Consider the following 15,422-nt stretch of genomic DNA (forward strand, 5'->3'; position numbering starts at 1 on the left):
GACGATCGAGGTGATGCCGATCTGCTATCTCGTTGTCAGGCCGTGCCGGGAGGAGCTTTGGCCCCAGCACGAGCATCGTCAGCACGCCGGCCAGCATGGCGGCTAGCCCGACCCCGGTGATCTCGAAGATGCCGAAAGCAGCCTGCCCGTTAGCGCGCCACGCCATCGACGAGCAGGTTGGTCGAGGTACCGATCAGCGTCATCGTGCCGCCCAGGATGGACAGGTAGGACAGTGAAATGAGCAGCCGTGTCGCCGGGATACCCACTGTTTTCGCGAGGCGCCACACATGCGGGATCAGCACGATCACGACCGGGGTATTGTTGATGAAGGCCGGCGCGATCGCAGCCCCTGCCAGCATTTCAGCAACGGTCCGTCTCGGCGCTTTTGCCGCTCGGCGAACGATAACGCTGGCTAGCGCCTCGATCGTGCCGGGGCGAACGAGTGCGCCCGAGAGAACGAAGAACGCCGCGATCGTGATAGGGGCGGAATTGGCAAAGGCCGCAGTGACGAGCTTGGGGGTGAGCCAACCCAGCGCGATCATCACGCCCGCACCGAACACCGCGATCGTCACCGGCGGAAACCGCCCGGTCGCAAACGCGATCAAGAGCGCGGCCACGAAGGCGAGGCCCAGCATCGGCTGATGCGCAGCGACTATCGCCACCAGATTATCGACCACGTCACTCGCCTGCGCACCTGTTTTGCCGTTGCTGGCAGGAAGACAGATGGCTGTCCAACGCTTCGATACGCGCTAAACCTGCATTCATGCCGCCCCGAAACCGGAAATCTACAGAGCTTCTACCGATGTTGCGTCAACGCAGCCGGACACCCGTGTGGCTCGCGCTGTCATGGCGCATCCTGCTCGCGCTCGCGCTGATCGGGGTGGCGCTGGCGGTCCACTGGTTCGACCGGGAAGGCCTGCGCGACAACAGCGACGGCCATGTGAGCCTGATCGATGTCGTCTATTTCACGATGATCACCGTCACCACGGTCGGCTATGGCGACATCGTGCCCGTCACCGACCGGGCGCGACTGTTCGATACGTTCGTGGTGACGCCGGTCCGTCTGTTCGTGTGGCTGATCTTTCTCGGCACCGCGTATAACTTCGTTTTCAAGCAGGTTTGGGAGAAGTGGCGCATGCGCGTCCTGCAACGCGACCTTCACGGTCACGTCATCGTCGCCGGTCACGGCACCAGCGGCATGGAAGCGGTAGCCGAACTCATACGGCGGGATCGCAAGCCCGGTGAGATCGTCGTGATCGACCCACGCGCCGATGCACTCGACAAAGCCGAGGCTGATGGCGTCGTCGTGCTGGCCGGTGACGCCACGCGCAACGCGACTCTGGAGGCGGTAAAGATCGCCCGCGCGAGCGCGCTGATCGTCGCCGCGGGGCGTGACGATACGTCGATCCTGATCGTGCTGACCGCACGGCGTCTTGCCGCCGACCTGCCGATCAGCGTCGTCATCCGGTCGGAGGATAATGAGGCGCTCGCGACTCAGGCGGGTGCCAATACCGTCATCAACCCGGCCAGCTTCGCAGGATTGCTGCTCGCCGGCTCGACCAGCGGTCCGCATCTGGCCGACTATATGATGGACCTGGCCGGGCTCCACGGCGCGGTGTCGCTGCACGAACGCGCGGTCGCACCGCACGAGATCGGCCAGCCGCTATCAAAGATTGCTACCGGCCTCGGCCTGCGTATCTATCGCGGCGACCAGCGCTACGGTTTCTGGCAGCCGCAAGTCGCCGTGCTGGAAGCCGGCGACCGGATCATCGAGGTAGTGCCAACAGGGCGTTAAGGTTTGCTGGCGGCGATCCGCCGGGCGGTATAGCCGGCCAGCGCCTATAGGATCGAGCCCGCGAGCGCGCCGATCTTCACCTCGTCAACCGACATGGGATAGGCAAAAGCGAGGCCGCCTTTGAAAAGGCTCATCGTAAAGCCGATCCCGCACGACGGCGCGGCGTCATAGGGCTGCCCCCATGATGCCCAGCGCGGACGGGATGCCCGGCCTGGCTTTGTGGCACCCAAGACCGCGCCGCGCACACCAACCTGTCTGCTGATGAACAACCCGGCCGCGACGCCGGCGGGCAACGGCATCATCAGCCTGCCCGCGCCCACGCCACCAAGTGCAACTCCGGCATTCGCAAACCCGATGATCGGCACGATCACGAACGCCAACCTGGGTTGCAAGCCATGCTTGAGCGGATGCAGCGGCGAATTCTTCGCATCGGGCGCGCCGTGTGGCTTGCGGATCGGGTCCAGGCGGGCGGCCAGCTCGCCGGCGACCGTCGCGTCGATACCGGACATCCATACCGCGATCCACAAAAGCAGCGTTAGCACGAGTACGGCCAAAAGCCGTGCGACGCCAAGGCATGTTACGCTGTGATTAGCGCAATCGGGCGTAAGCCTTTGGCTACGCACCTTTCCAGCAATGACCGTTCAGCTTTTGCGGGAGGCAGCGCCTCATTAACTCACGGCATCATCGAGCGCCTGTGGTTCCAGCAAGACGCCATCGTTCCAGTTGGGTTAGCACGTCGCTGACGATTTGATCAGAAGAGAAGCCGGTCAGGTCGCGAAACCGGGTTCCGCTATTCGTCTGCGCTGCCAACGTCCAAGCCATGGTGCGGCGGGCTTCCGACGCCTCCAATGCGGTATAGGCTGCAAGAGGTCGGGCTCGTGGCGCCAGACGGTAGACGAATGAATTGTCACCGCCAGTGCCGACCGTTAGCACGATCAGGCCCTCCTCAACCGCTAGTTCATTGGTCGTCCAGCCCTCTACCTGCATAGCGTCATATACCGACCTGATCGCCGGTTCCCCGTTACGCGCCAGCTGTTCGATGATGTCGGTACGACGGGCCGGGACGAGCAGTCGCTTGATCCGTTCGCTAACCGCAGGCGCGTCGTCCGCCAGCGTTATGCCGGCCAGATCGGCGTTGGTCTGGCGAACGAGGCCGACCGCCAGCAGCAGCATGATGAAACAGAATGGCAGCGCTGCGAGCAGCGTCGCGGCTTGCAGCGCGCCAAGTCCCCCCGCCACCAGCAACAACGTAGCCGTGACGCCCAGTAGAACACACCAATAGACGCGCTGCCAGCGCGGCGTGTCCTCGGCACCCCCAGATGCCAGCGTGTCGATCACCAGTGCTCCCGAATCCGCAGAGGTGATGAAGAAGATTGCAACCAGTGCGATCGCGAGTGTGGAGGTAACGCCTGCGGCCGGCAGATATTCGAGAAACTTGAACAGGGCCGTGGACAGGTCCGCCTGCACCGCATCTGCGATCCCGCCTGCCGCAGGGCCCAGATCTAGCGAAATGGCAGTGTTGCCGAAGACGGTCATCCACAGGAACGTGAAGGCGGTGGGGACGAACAGGACGCCGATGACGAACTCACGGATCGTCCGCCCGCGCGAAATACGGGCGATGAACATGCCGACGAATGGCGACCATGCGATCCACCACGCCCAGTAGAACAATGTCCAGTCCGCCATCCACGCGCGTGGTTCGTAGGCGTACAGGGTAAAGGTGCGCATCACGAAATGGTCGAGGTACAGGCCGAAGTTCTGCACCAGCGCACGCAGCAGAAACAGCGTCGGGCCGACCGCCATAACGAACAGCATTAGCAGCACGGCGACCGTTAGATTGAGTTCTGACAGGCGCCGGATGCCGCGGTCTGCGCCACTCAGCACCGACATCGTGGCAGCCCCCATGACGAGCACGATCACGATGACCTTGGTCGTGATCGTATCGGGCAGGCCGTAGTTATAAGCGAGGCCCGCGGTCATCTGGGAGACGCCGAAGCCGAGGGAGGTCGAGACGCCGAAGACCGTCCCGCACACCGCGAAGATGTCGATTGCGTCCCCCAGCGGACCGTTGATGCGTTTGCCCAGGATCGGCAACAAGCCAGACCGCAACGTCAGCGGCATGCCCTTCCGATAGGTGAAATAGGCCAGGCTAAGCCCTACCAGGGCATAGATAGCCCAGGCATGAACACCGTAATGGTGAAAGGTGATTGCCATCGCCTCGCGCGCGGCCAGAATGGTGCCGCTCTCGGCCTCTGGGGGCTTGATGTAATGCTGGATAGGTTCGGCCACGGCGAAATACATGAGCCCAATGCCCATGCCTGCGGCGAAGAGCATCGCAAGCCATGACAGATACGGGAAATCGGGTTCGGAATCATCCGGCCCGAGCTTCAGCTTACCTGCCGGCCCGAAACCCAGTGTGAGCACCACCACCAGGAATACGGCCACCGATGCAACGTAGAACCATCCAAAGGTGTCGATCGCCCAACTTTGCGCCGCCTTGAAAGCGGCGTCTGCGGTACCCGGCATCGCGAGCGTCGTCGCCAGGAGCAAGGCAATGATGGCGGACGCACCCCAAAACACGCGCGGATTGATTTGGCTCTTCATCATTCCGGCCATTTAACGCCGGCTGCCGACGATGGCTAATCAATGGGAAGAGAGACATCATCGTAAGCTGTGCCCGCTGTCCGCGGAGCGATCCACGCGATCGACGGCGTCCTGAATACGATGACGCGGATCGACAGCAGCAGACCCAGCCTTCGGTAATCGCCGAATCGATAGCGGTCCGGCCCTATCACCAGCGTGTTGCCGTGGTGACAGACAGGAGCCAGGAAATCGCATCCGGCATCGAACATGCTGTGAATGTCGGACTGCATCAGCACGACCTCCTCACACATAGTATCGAAACCGGTCGTTTCCGATACGACCGGGCATTCATGCGAGATGCCGCTTGAGATGACGGCAGCAAGCAGCACTTCCAGCGCGACAATCTGCTATCCGCCCACCTTGAAATCGCACGTGACGCAGAGAGATCGGGCTTGGAGCAGGGCTTCCCACGCTCTCCGCCATTACTTTCCCGAGTGATTGTTCGCCCTCAACTCTCTCGCACATCGTCGCTTTTTCAACGTCTGGGTGCTATAAACTGACACTCGTTCCCGCCTGCGGGGACGACTTCAGGGATCGCCTATCCCACATCAAATCTCGGCAAGAAGCGGATAGCCTGCGCGCGGACATCGATTGGCCATTCGGCATAGGCCTCGCCTACGCTACGCGGCACGTCCCCTTGAATAGCATGTCGCACCTCCGGCGCGATCCCCGCTCGACGGGCTAACGTTTTGAACAGGTGCCTTCAGCCATGGTTCGGTTGGACGTGAGGGTCGTCCACCCCCAAATCGCGCACCTATCCGGCCAACCGCTCGCCGACCTTCTTATGGTGCGCGTTTCCAGCCAAACCTCCGCGCGTCCGCTCGGGGTCATAGATGATCGGCTTACCCCGGCTCGGCGGGCAATCGTCAGCAGACCCTGCTCCAGTAGGTGCGGGTGCAGAGCGACGATCCCGCTGTGCCCGTTCTTCGTTGACCCGGCCTCCGGAGTGATACGCATTGCCCACACTCCTTCTATCTCGACAATGTCGGACCCGCGCATCTGGGCGATTTCGCCGACACGCGCACCGCTATAGGCGCACATCCAAGGTATCCATCGTCGAGCCAGTGCATGCTCGGGGCTGACGCGCCCCTGATCCATGACAAGCGACCCAGACAGAATGGTGCGCACCTCCATTGCGGTGAAGCTCGGCCCCCGAGACCGGACGCGCTTTGGAACGCAAACTAAAAATCCCGTCGCCGGGTTCGTTGCCAGCTTGCGGTTCTCGACAGCCCAAGGGAACATAACTTTCGCCGCCGCCAGATAGAGTTCCCCGGATGGTTCGACCGCTTACGCCATGGTCCATAAGCGCCTCTTTCCAATCTACGGTGTCATCGGCGCTGACCCGCGGGGCTTCATTATGACCTAGATGGTGAGCCAGATTGGCGATCACGGGCCGCCACCGTTTGATCGTGGCCGGTGACGGCTGCCGCTCTCGAACATAGCCGTCAAATAATGCCATCAGCGTCGGCCTGACGATAACCGATGCGCTGTGAGACGCGGTTGCACGAGGAGCCGTGTCCCCGTCCGCTGGCTCATCGCCTGACCCTCCGCTCGCCCGCGCAATCTGGGCTTGGAATCGTTCGATTACTGGGCCTGCGCGACGATTAACCTCAGCTTTTGGAAGCCGCTCAAGGCCCTGCGTGAGGTTCGTTTTGCCGATCGTCGATCGAAGCCCGGCTGGGACGACGATTCGCCTCCCCCATCACTGGTTGTTCGGACACGGGCCATCAATCGCATTTTGTAGCATCGCTTCGTAACACCCGGACGGTGAAAAGCGACGATTTGCGAGAGAGTTGAGGGGGAACAATCACTTAGGACAGTAGTGGCGGAGAGGGTGGGATTCGAACCCACGGTACCCTCGCGGGTACGCCGCATTTCGAGTGCGGTACGTTCGACCACTCTGCCACCTCTCCGCAGGTCATCCGAAGCTCTGCGAACAGCGCCTCCGATCGGTCGAAGCGCGGCCTCTAATGAAGTGCCCCCGGGGACGCAAGCGGATTTTGGCCTCACACGCACCGCCTGACGCGTTTTCCTTGTGCAGCGCAAAACAGACCCTAAATTGACGGATATGCCCCGACACGACAGTATCGCTCACGACATCACCAGCCCGCTTATCCCCGTCGAGGTGGTCGCGCCGCCGATCTCGCACGCAAGTTTTTCGATCGGCGACGTGGTGCGGCACCGCCTGTTCGATTTCCGCGGCGTGATCTTCGATGTTGATCCGGTGTTTGCGAACAGCGACGAATGGTATGCGGCGATCCCCGAGGACATTCGCCCGCGCAAGGACCAGCCCTTCTACCATCTGCTCGCGGAGAACATGGAGTCGAGCTACGTCGCCTATGTCAGCCAGCAGAATCTGGTCCCCGACGATAGCGACGAGCCCGTCGATCATCCCGCGATCTCGGGGTTGTTCAGCGACTATGCGGACGGGCGATACGCGTTGCGGCAGGTCCACCGCCACTGAGGCGAATCACCTCCCTTGCCAGCGGGGCGTGATGGTCCGGCGTCCATCGTCGCTAGTGATGCGCGACGCCATGCTGATTCGCGACGCCATTGCTTGCGGACCAGGTCCGGCGCGTGGCGAAGCGCATCGTTTCCTTGCTCCTAAACCGTCGTGCCGCGCCCGTTCGCGGTTGACAACGCCGCCCCCCTCGCTTAGCTGCCCGGCTTCTCCCGGCGGACCCTGCGTTCGTGGGGCACATGTATTTGGAAAGTGACAAGGGCCATGTTCGCAGTCGTGCGCACGGGCGGCAAGCAGTATCGCGTCGCCGCCGGAGATAAGATCGTCGTCGAGAAGATCGAGGGCGATGCAGGTGCGTCGGTGACGCTGGGTGATGTGCTGCTGGCGGGCGAAGGCTCGGAGCTGCGCTCGGTCGAGGGTTTCACCGTCGCCGCAGAGATCATCGCGCAGGCGAAGGCGGACAAGGTCATCGTCTTCAAGAAGCGTCGTCGTCACAACTATCGTCGCAAGAACGGCCATCGCCAGCAGCACACGATCCTGAAGATCGTCAGCGTTGGTGGCCAGACCGCCAAGAGCAACCAGGGCGACACCGCCCCGGCCGCTCAGGCATAAGGAGTAGCTTCAGATGGCACATAAGAAAGCAGGCGGCTCTTCGCGCAACGGTCGCGATTCGGCCGGTCGTCGCCTCGGCGTCAAGAAGTTCGGTGGCCAGGCGTGCGTCGCCGGCAACATCCTCGTGCGTCAGCGCGGGACGAAGTTCTACCCGGGCACGAACGTCGGCATCGGCACGGACCACACGCTGTTCGCGCTGGTCGATGGTCGCGTCGTGTTCAGCCAGGGCAAACTTGGGCGCAAGTTCTGCTCGGTCGAGATGGCAGCGAACGACGCCGGTCAAGACGGTGCCGACATGGCAGCAGCAGCCGAATAACATCGGGTAACCATCCGGGTTGCCCACCAGGGTGACCCGGGTCGCGAAAGCGAACCTGAACAAGGGAGGCGGGTCACCCCGGCTCCCTTTTTTATTGCTCCCTCCCCCTCGCCTGTCGCTGCCCTGTCATCCGGACATGGCAGGGCGTCAGGCGCGATGCGTGAAGGAGAGAGCCGTGTTCGCGCGCACCAAGAGACTGACGTTGCGGCCGGGCTGGCCGGAAGATGCGCCTGCATTGGCGCGGGCGATCGGCCACGAATCGGTGATCGCCAAGCTGGCGCGTGCGCCCTGGCCCTATACGCTGGGCGATGCCGAGGCGTTCCTGGCGCAGCCGCGCGGCGCGCACGATCCGCATTTTATGATCGAGACGATGGACGCCGGTACGCCACGACTCGTCGGCGGGATCGCCATCCGGGCGGCGAAGACGGGCCATGAGCTCGGTTATTGGCTGGCGCCGGACGCCTGGGGTCGCGGCTATGCGACCGAGGCTGGGGAGGCAGTGGTGGCGATGGCCCGACATGCGCTGGGATTGCGGCGGCTGGATGCGTTTCACTTCGTCGACAACCCGGCATCGGGGCGCGTGCTGGCAAAGCTCGGGTTCCGGCCAACGGGCCGGATCGAGCCGCGGACCTCGCGCGGGCGCGGTGGCGAGGCGCCTGCAGTGATGTTCGAGCTGGATCTCGATGAGGATCGATGCGCGCCGATGCCGATGGCGGCGTGAATCGCGCGGCAGCCCTTAGAATATGACCCACTATCCCGGCGAAGGCCGGGGCCCAATTGGGGAACGTTGCTGACGGAGCTCAATGCTCCGTTACCAGACCCTTTCCAGCTGGGCCCCGGCCTCCGCCGGGGTGGTACATCTGGCGACGGTGCGGCTCATCTCCGCGGTTCCCCCGCGACGGCGGGGGTCAGGAGTCGCGGTCGGTGCCGGTTGCGATTCTGGGCTCCCGCCTTCGCGGGTGACCTAGGATGTGGTCGGGATGACGGACCGCGTCACGCCACCGCCGCCACTCGCTTCGCCACAGGCAGCACCGCCGCCTCATATTCGCTTTCGGCCAACCCGATCAGCGCGCGGTCGTCATGCTTCCAGGGGTGGAAACCCGGCAGGAAATACGCCGCCCAGACGCCTGCAACCTTGCGCGCCATTCCCGGATTGCCAAACGCATACCACGCCATCCGCGCCCAAACCCGCGGCCCGGTCAGGCCATCCTGCCGCAGCAGTTCAGCCATCCCACGCGCACGCCCGGTGAAGAAGCGCCACGTCGTGATCAGCATCACCCGCGACTTGATCCGCCATCGCAGCAGCCGCGGCCAATCGCGAGTCGCATGCAGCCAAGTGTCGTAGGCGACGCCCTTGTGCTCGATCTCCTCCGCCGCATGCCAGCGCCACAATGCCGCCGCCTGTTCGTCGCCGCCCGCGAGATGCCTCGGGTTGGCGATCAGTTCGTGCGCGAGCATCGCGGTAAAATGCTCGAGCGCGGTGGTCGCCGCGAGACTCGCGATCGCGGGCTTGTCCTTGGTGATCGCCAACTGTGCATCGACATCCGCCATCAACGGCGCGACGTCATAGCCTTGGTCGGTCACATGGCGGTTGAACGCGACATGCTCGCGCGTGTGGATCACCTCCTGCTTGATGAAGGCGTTGATCTCGGCGGTCAGCTTGGGCGGCGTGTCGTCGCGGAACTTGCGCACGCTATCGACGAAATAGCCTTCGCCCTTGGGAAACGTCACCGACAGCGCGTTGTAGAACGCGGTCGCGATCGGATCGTCGTTCAGCCACCAGCGACGAATCATCGCGCCCCGACCGAAGCGCCGGTCGCGCGGGGTAATCGTCAGATCGGCCGGCGTGGTTGCTTTCGCCACGGAAACCTCCAAACAGGGATCAACATTCGTTACTTACATTGATGTAAATAGGTTTCCCGGTCCGTGACGTCAACACCGCGCAAGCGCCTCTCCCCCACCGAATCGCGTGACGCCGCCGTGGAAGCCGCGCGTGCGCTGCTTGTCGAAAGCGGCCCCAGCGCCGTCACCTTGAAGGCGGTGGCAGGCCGGGTCGGGCGAACGCATGCTAATCTGCTCCACCATTTCGGCTCGGCGGAGGCGCTGCACACCGCACTGATCACGCGGATGGCGGCGGACATCGTCGGCACGATCGGCGCCGCGGTGCTGCGCGTGCGTGCTGGCGAGCTCGATCCGCGCGAAGTCGTCGAGATGACGTTCGACGCGTTCGGCAAGGGCGGCGCGGGCGCGCTGGCGAGCTGGATGATCCTGTCGGGCAATACCGACGCGCTCGACCCGATTCTCACCGCGATCCACGATCTGGTCGACGAACTCGCCGAGGGTGACATGCCCGGCGACCAGCCGATCCAGGACCAGACGTTGACGCTGGTGCTGATGGCGCTCGGCGACGCGCTGATGGGGGCGCCGATGGCCCGCGCGCTGGGCCTGCCCGCGTCGAGAGCGCGCGAACTCGCACTCGACGCACTGCTCGCGAGCAAGGACGCCGCCGCCGGCCCATCGGCCTGAGCAACCCGGCCCGGGAACCCGAATCGCAGACACTGGCGATTTTCGCCAATTTCGCTATGGGGCGGCGATGCATTTTCTAGACCAAGCCAAGATCTACGTTCGTTCGGGTGAGGGCGGCCCCGGTGCCGTCAGCTTCCGCCGCGAGAAATATATCGAATATGGCGGCCCCGATGGCGGCAATGGCGGCAAGGGCGGCGACATCGTGTTCGAGTGCATCGCCGGCCTGAACACGCTGATCGACTTCCGCTACACGCAGCATTTCCGCGCGCCGCGCGGCTCGGGCGGCTCGGGCTCGAACCGCACCGGCGCGGGCGGCGAGGACCTCGTGATCCGCGTCCCGCTCGGCACGCAGGTGCTGTCGGAGGACAAGGAAGAGGTGCTGATCGACTTCACGCAGGTCGGCCAGCGCGAAGTGCTGTTCCGCGGCGGCGACGGCGGGCGCGGTAACGCCAGCTACAAGACCTCGACCAACCGCACCCCGCGCCAGCACGGCACCGGCTGGCCCTATGGCGAGGCGTGGGTCTGGCTGCGACTGAAGCTGCTCGCGGATGCGGGTCTCGTCGGGCTGCCGAACGCGGGCAAGTCGACCTTCATCAACCAGGTGACCAACGCGCAGGCCAAGGTCGGCGAATACGCCTTCACGACCACGCGGCCGCAGCTGGGCGTGGTGCGTCACAAGCAGCGCGAGTTCGTGGTCGCGGATATTCCGGGCCTGATCCAGGGCGCGGCCGAGGGTGCCGGCATCGGCGACCGGTTTCTCGGACATATCGAGCGGTGCCGGGTGTTGCTGCATCTGGTCGACGCAAACGACGCGGACGTCGCCGAATCGTACCGGATCGTGCGCGACGAGCTGGCGAATTACGGCGAGGGGCTGACCGACAAGAACGTCATCGTCGCGCTCAACAAGATCGACATGCTCGATGCCGAGCTGATCGCGGCGCTGTCGGCGGAGCTGGCGGAAGCCAGCGGCGCCGAGGTGATGGCGATCTCGGGCGCGAGCGGTGCGGGGATCGAGGCGGTGCTCGACAAGCTGATCGGCGCGATCGGCCCGGCGCCGGGCGCGGCGAAGGACCTCGAAGAGGGCGAAGTCCCGGTCGCATGGTCGCCGCTGTAGGGGCCTTCTTAGCCCTCTCCCCTTTGGGAAGTGGGTCTGCTCCGAATTTCTCCCCTCCCGCTTGCGGGAGGGGTCGGGGGAGGGCTTTCTCGATGACAGGTCATGCCCTCCCCTCCCCTAACCGCTCCCGCAAGCGGGAGGGGAACGCATGATGTTTCCACCGTCGTCTTGCGCGCGGCTGATCGTGAAGATCGGCTCGGCGCTGCTCGTCGATCCCGACGGCAGCGTTCGACGCGACTGGCTTACGGGCCTCGTCGCCGACATCACCGGGCGCACCGCTGAGGGCCAACAGATCGCGATCGTATCGTCCGGCGCTATCGCATTGGGCGCGCGCCGACTCGGCCTGTCGAAGGGTGGACGCGCGAGTCTCGAGGACGCGCAGGCCGCCGCCGCGACCGGCCAGATCGCGCTGAGCCAGGTCTGGGCCGAACTGCTCGCGGCGCAGGGGCTCAACGCCGCGCAGATGCTCGTCACGCTCGACGATCTCGAAGACCGCCGCCGCTACCTCAACGCCGCCGCCACGCTCAACCGCCTGCTGTCGCTCAAGGTCGTCCCCGTCATCAACGAGAATGACAGCGTCGCGACCGAGGAGATCCGCTTCGGCGACAATGACCGCCTCGCCGCGCGCGTCGCGCAGGCGGCGGGCGCGCAGGGCGTGATCCTGCTCTCCGACGTAGACGGACTCTATACCGCCAACCCGCACACCGATCCGTCCGCGACTCATATAGCCACCGTCCCCCGGATCGACGCGGTCGCGGGCATGGCGGACGACGGATCGGGCTCGGGGATGGGATCGGGCGGCATGGCCTCGAAGATCGCCGCCGCGCGGATCGCGACCGGGGCGGGCATCCCGCTGGCGATCGCGTCGGGTCGGATCGCGCACCCGCTGTCGACCCCTGCCCGCCACACGATGTTCACCGCCGAGCGCACGGCGTCTGCGCGGAAAGCCTGGCTGGCGGGTGGGCTGACCGCGAAGGGGGCGATCCATGTCGATGCGGGTGCTGCGGCAGCGCTCGGCCAGGGCCGGAGTTTGCTCGCGGCCGGCGCGACCCGGATCGACGGCGGTTTCACGCGCGGCGATCTGGTGACGATCGAGGGACCTGCGGGTACGATCGCGCGCGGGCTTGCCGAGTATGACGCGGCAGATACTGTGCGTCTGCTCGGTCGCCATAGTGACGATCATGCGGCGATCCTGGGGTACGCTCCAAGATCCGCGTTGGTACACCGCAATCACCTGGCGCTGGTATGACCAGCCGCGCAACGTTCACCCGCGAAGGCCGGTGCCCCGTCTGGGTACCGGCCTTCGCGGGTGAACAAGCTTCGATCTGGCGGACAGCTACCTCGAGAGCACGGTCATGATCCTCGCAATCACCGGCGGCACCGGGTTCGTCGGCAGCCACCTGATCGACCACGCGCTGGAGACCGGCCATACCGTCCGCGCGCTCGCCCGCAAGCCGCAGGCCAAGCGCATCGGCGTGACGTGGGTCGAGGGCGCGCTCGATCGTCCAAAGAGCCTCGCTACGCTGGTAGAAGGCGCCGATGCGGTGATCCACGTCGCCGGCGTGGTCAACGCCGCCGACCGCGCGGGGTTTGCCGACGGCAATGTCGCCGGTACCGAAGGGATCCTCCAGGCGACGAAGCATGCCGGCATCCGCCGCTTCGTCCACGTCTCCTCGCTCGCCGCGCGCGAGCCGGCACTGTCGAATTACGGCTGGTCGAAGGCAGAGGCGGAAACGCGCGTGCAGATATCCGCGCTGGACTGGACGATCGTCCGCCCGCCCGCGATCTTCGGCCCGCGCGATCACGACCTGCTCGACGTCTTCAAGGCTGCGCGATCGGGCTATGTGCCTATGCCCCCCAAGGGCACGCGCGTCTCGTTGCTGTATGTCGAGGACCTGACCGCGCTGCTGCTCGCGCTCGCCGAGAGTGCCGATACACCGGCGATCATGGAACCCGACGACGGGGTGCCGAACGGGTGGGACAACCGTGACTTCGCGCTCGCGATCGGCACGGCCGTGAACGGGGCGGTGGGCAAGCCGGTCAAGGTCTTCTCGACACCCCGCCCCCTGTTGAAGCTTGCGTCCGCCGCCGACCGGCTCGTCCGGCGCCGCAAGGCAAAGCTGACGCGCGACCGTGTCAGCTATTTCTGCCACCCCGACTGGGTCTCGCACAAGCCACCCCCGCCTGCGCTGTGGACTCCCAGCGTCCCGACCCGCCAAGCGCTGGCGCAAACCGCCGCATGGTATCGCGCCGCGGGGCTGCTATAGCGCCGAAAAGCCGCCGCAATTCCCTGTCAGGGATGCTGGCGACACCGAAGGGATTATCATGAGCGACCGTCAGCAGATCTACGACACCGTCACCGCGCAGATCGAGCCCTTCAACAAGAAGGGCGTCGCGCTCACCGATGCGACGACGTTCCAGGGCGATCTCGAATGGGACAGCCTTACCGTCATGGATTTCGTCGCCGCGATCGAGGACGAATTCGACATCATCATCACGATGAACATGCAGGCCGAGATCGAAACCGTCGGCCAGCTGGTCGACGCGGTCGCGAAGCTTAAGGCCGCCTGAGCACGCCCATACCCCCCACCCGTTCGTACTGAGCGAAGTCGAAGCACATGGTACCAAGGCCCTTCGACTTCGCTCAGGGCGAACGGCAGGGGGCGATACCGTCCTGATCTGGAACCGAACATGACCGAAGCCGCCACCACCGCCCACGCCCTCCCCCTCGACATCGCCGAGGTCGCCCCCGAACGCGACCTGATGTCGAAGTTCGACGGCCTCATCGCCGAACGCGAGGCGCTGGTACGGTCCGGCGTGCGCAACCCGTTCACGATCGTGATGGACGAGGTGAAGTCGCCCACGCAGGCGGTGATCCGCGGCAAGGATACAATCCTGCTCGGCACCTACAACTACATGGGCATGACGTTCGACCCGGACGTCATCCAGGCCGGCAAGGACGCGCTCGATAAGTTCGGGTCGGGCACCAACGGCAGCCGCATGCTCAACGGCACGTTCCACGACCATATCGACGTCGAGCAAGCCCTGCGCGACTTCTACGACATGACCGGCGCGATCGTGTTCTCGACCGGCTACATGGCCAATCTCGGGATCATCTCGACGCTCGCGGGCAAGGGCGAATACGTCATCCTCGACGCGGACAGCCACGCCTCGATCTACGACGGCTGCAAGCAGGGCAATGCCGAGATCGTCCGCTTCCGCCACAACGACGTCACCGATCTCGACAAACGGCTCGGCCGCCTGCCCAAGGAAGCCGGCAAGCTGGTGGTGCTCGAAGGCGTCTATTCGATGCTCGGCGACATCGCGCCGCTGAAGGAAATGGTCGCGGTCGCCAAGAAGCATGGCTGCATGGTTTTGGTCGACGAGGCGCATTCGATGGGCTTTTTCGGCCCCAATGGCCGCGGCGTGTACGAGGAGATGGGGCTGACCGACCAAGTCGATTTCGTCGTCGGCACCTTCTCGAAGTCGGTCGGCACGGTCGGCGGGTTCGTCGTGTCGAACCATCCCAAGTTCGAGATGGTCCGCTTCGCCTGCCGTCCCTACATCTTTACCGCCTCGCTGCCGCCGTCGGTCGTCGCCACCGCCGCCACCTCGATCCGCAAGCTGATGACCGCGCATGACAAGCGCGCGCAACTCTGGAAGAACGCACGGGCGATGCATGCCGGTCTCAAGGCGATGGGCTTCAAGCTCGGCACCGAGACGTCCGATTCGGCGATCATCGCGATCATCCTGACCGACCAGGAACAGGCGATCGCGATCTGGCAGTCGCTGCTCGAGGGCGGTCTCTACGTGAACATGGCGCGCCCGCCCGCAACGCCCGCCGGCACGTTCCTGCTACGCTGCTCGCTGTGCGCGGAGCACACCGACGCGCAGGTCGCGAAGATCCTCACGATGTTCGAGGCTGCGGGCCGCGCGGTCGGCGTGATCGACTAAG

Annotated in this window: 16 protein-coding genes and 1 tRNA gene; 11 read left to right on the forward strand and 6 right to left on the reverse strand. The window is 64.7% G+C overall.

Annotation, left to right across the window (positions count from 1 at the left end):
• Positions 1 to 149: 149 nt before the first annotated feature.
• Positions 150 to 662, reverse strand: coding sequence for an SLC13 family permease (locus tag ASE88_RS19010; protein ID WP_235527977.1), 513 nt, complete (start codon positions 660 to 662; stop codon positions 150 to 152).
• Positions 663 to 802: 140 nt separating this feature from the next.
• Here ASE88_RS19010 and ASE88_RS15760 point away from each other — a divergent pair, with 140 nt between their 5' ends.
• Positions 803 to 1,795, forward strand: a complete 993-nt coding sequence (locus ASE88_RS15760; RefSeq protein ID WP_235527978.1) for a potassium channel family protein — start codon at positions 803 to 805, stop codon at positions 1,793 to 1,795.
• 44 nt (positions 1,796 to 1,839) lie between these two features.
• On the opposite strand, the gene ASE88_RS15765 is transcribed toward ASE88_RS15760, so the two are convergent.
• The 4 genes from ASE88_RS15765 to ASE88_RS15780 form a co-directional block, all read right to left on the reverse strand.
• On the reverse strand, positions 1,840 to 2,418 hold the full coding sequence (locus ASE88_RS15765; RefSeq protein ID WP_268795227.1) for a Na+/H+ antiporter NhaA: 579 nt from the start codon (positions 2,416 to 2,418) through the stop codon (positions 1,840 to 1,842).
• 58 nt (positions 2,419 to 2,476) lie between these two features.
• Positions 2,477 to 4,402 carry a BCCT family transporter gene (locus tag ASE88_RS15770; RefSeq protein ID WP_082466605.1) on the reverse strand — a complete coding sequence of 642 codons (1,926 nt, stop codon included), beginning with the start codon at positions 4,400 to 4,402 and terminating at the stop codon, positions 2,477 to 2,479.
• Between the two features lie 32 nt (positions 4,403 to 4,434).
• Positions 4,435 to 4,668: a hypothetical protein gene (locus ASE88_RS15775; RefSeq protein ID WP_156357067.1), complete on the reverse strand. Its 234-nt coding sequence runs from the start codon at positions 4,666 to 4,668 to the stop codon at positions 4,435 to 4,437.
• Between the two features lie 1,593 nt (positions 4,669 to 6,261).
• A tRNA-Ser gene (locus ASE88_RS15780) sits at positions 6,262 to 6,351 on the reverse strand.
• Between the two features lie 155 nt (positions 6,352 to 6,506).
• On the opposite strand from ASE88_RS15780, the gene hspQ reads away from it, so the two are divergent.
• The 4 genes from hspQ (at position 6,507) to ASE88_RS15800 (ending at position 8,548) form a co-directional block, all read left to right on the forward strand.
• Complete coding sequence (hspQ, locus tag ASE88_RS15785; protein ID WP_055882303.1) at positions 6,507 to 6,902, forward strand: heat shock protein HspQ; 396 nt, start codon at positions 6,507 to 6,509, stop codon at positions 6,900 to 6,902.
• A 261-nt stretch (positions 6,903 to 7,163) separates the two neighbouring features.
• Positions 7,164 to 7,511: a 50S ribosomal protein L21 gene (gene rplU, locus ASE88_RS15790; protein ID WP_055880834.1), complete on the forward strand. Its 348-nt coding sequence runs from the start codon at positions 7,164 to 7,166 to the stop codon at positions 7,509 to 7,511.
• Positions 7,512 to 7,524: 13 nt separating this feature from the next.
• Positions 7,525 to 7,827, forward strand: a complete 303-nt coding sequence (rpmA, locus tag ASE88_RS15795) for a 50S ribosomal protein L27 (RefSeq protein WP_056479778.1) — start codon at positions 7,525 to 7,527, stop codon at positions 7,825 to 7,827.
• A 175-nt stretch (positions 7,828 to 8,002) separates the two neighbouring features.
• Positions 8,003 to 8,548, forward strand: coding sequence for a GNAT family N-acetyltransferase (locus ASE88_RS15800; protein ID WP_235525889.1), 546 nt, complete (start codon positions 8,003 to 8,005; stop codon positions 8,546 to 8,548).
• 272 nt (positions 8,549 to 8,820) lie between these two features.
• On the opposite strand, the gene ASE88_RS15805 is transcribed toward ASE88_RS15800, so the two are convergent.
• Entirely contained in the window at positions 8,821 to 9,690 is an 870-nt protein-coding gene (locus ASE88_RS15805; protein ID WP_082466606.1) for a metal-dependent hydrolase, read from the reverse strand.
• Between the two features lie 63 nt (positions 9,691 to 9,753).
• On the opposite strand from ASE88_RS15805, the gene ASE88_RS15810 reads away from it, so the two are divergent.
• The 6 genes from ASE88_RS15810 to spt all read left to right on the forward strand — a co-directional run bounded on the left by ASE88_RS15810 (position 9,754) and on the right by spt (position 15,421).
• A complete protein-coding gene (locus ASE88_RS15810; RefSeq protein ID WP_082463480.1) occupies positions 9,754 to 10,353 on the forward strand; it encodes a TetR/AcrR family transcriptional regulator in 600 nt (199 codons plus the stop codon).
• 67 nt (positions 10,354 to 10,420) lie between these two features.
• Positions 10,421 to 11,467 carry a GTPase ObgE gene (gene obgE, locus ASE88_RS15815; RefSeq protein WP_055880849.1) on the forward strand — a complete coding sequence of 349 codons (1,047 nt, stop codon included), beginning with the start codon at positions 10,421 to 10,423 and terminating at the stop codon, positions 11,465 to 11,467.
• Between the two features lie 148 nt (positions 11,468 to 11,615).
• On the forward strand, positions 11,616 to 12,716 hold the full coding sequence (gene proB / locus ASE88_RS15820) for a glutamate 5-kinase (protein WP_056479784.1): 1,101 nt from the start codon (positions 11,616 to 11,618) through the stop codon (positions 12,714 to 12,716).
• Positions 12,717 to 12,822: 106 nt separating this feature from the next.
• Positions 12,823 to 13,734 carry an NAD-dependent epimerase/dehydratase family protein gene (locus ASE88_RS15825; protein WP_055880856.1) on the forward strand — a complete coding sequence of 304 codons (912 nt, stop codon included), beginning with the start codon at positions 12,823 to 12,825 and terminating at the stop codon, positions 13,732 to 13,734.
• Between the two features lie 58 nt (positions 13,735 to 13,792).
• On the forward strand, positions 13,793 to 14,038 hold the full coding sequence (locus tag ASE88_RS15830) for an acyl carrier protein (RefSeq protein WP_055880859.1): 246 nt from the start codon (positions 13,793 to 13,795) through the stop codon (positions 14,036 to 14,038).
• Positions 14,039 to 14,158: 120 nt separating this feature from the next.
• A complete protein-coding gene (gene spt / locus ASE88_RS15835; RefSeq protein ID WP_056479787.1) occupies positions 14,159 to 15,421 on the forward strand; it encodes a serine palmitoyltransferase in 1,263 nt (420 codons plus the stop codon).
• Position 15,422: the final 1 nt, after the last annotated feature.

The organism is Sphingomonas sp. Leaf38 (genome assembly GCF_001421825.1).
GTDB lineage: Bacteria > Pseudomonadota > Alphaproteobacteria > Sphingomonadales > Sphingomonadaceae > Sphingomonas.

Bases quoted from the DNA above. Each gene is read 5' to 3' on its own strand.
- ASE88_RS15760 (WP_235527978.1), top strand. From the start codon at position 803: ATGTTGCGTCAACGCAGCCGGACACCCGTGTGGCTCGCGCTGTCATGG.
- ASE88_RS15770 (WP_082466605.1), bottom strand. From the start codon at position 4,402: ATGATGAAGAGCCAAATCAATCCGCGCGTGTTTTGGGGTGCGTCCGCC.
- ASE88_RS15775 (WP_156357067.1), bottom strand. From the start codon at position 4,668: ATGCAGTCCGACATTCACAGCATGTTCGATGCCGGATGCGATTTCCTG.
- hspQ (WP_055882303.1), top strand. From the start codon at position 6,507: ATGCCCCGACACGACAGTATCGCTCACGACATCACCAGCCCGCTTATC.
- rplU (WP_055880834.1), top strand. From the start codon at position 7,164: ATGTTCGCAGTCGTGCGCACGGGCGGCAAGCAGTATCGCGTCGCCGCC.
- rpmA (WP_056479778.1), top strand. From the start codon at position 7,525: ATGGCACATAAGAAAGCAGGCGGCTCTTCGCGCAACGGTCGCGATTCG.
- obgE (WP_055880849.1), top strand. From the start codon at position 10,421: ATGCATTTTCTAGACCAAGCCAAGATCTACGTTCGTTCGGGTGAGGGC.
- proB (WP_056479784.1), top strand. From the start codon at position 11,616: ATGATGTTTCCACCGTCGTCTTGCGCGCGGCTGATCGTGAAGATCGGC.
- ASE88_RS15825 (WP_055880856.1), top strand. From the start codon at position 12,823: ATGATCCTCGCAATCACCGGCGGCACCGGGTTCGTCGGCAGCCACCTG.
- ASE88_RS15830 (WP_055880859.1), top strand. From the start codon at position 13,793: ATGAGCGACCGTCAGCAGATCTACGACACCGTCACCGCGCAGATCGAG.
- spt (WP_056479787.1), top strand. From the start codon at position 14,159: ATGACCGAAGCCGCCACCACCGCCCACGCCCTCCCCCTCGACATCGCC.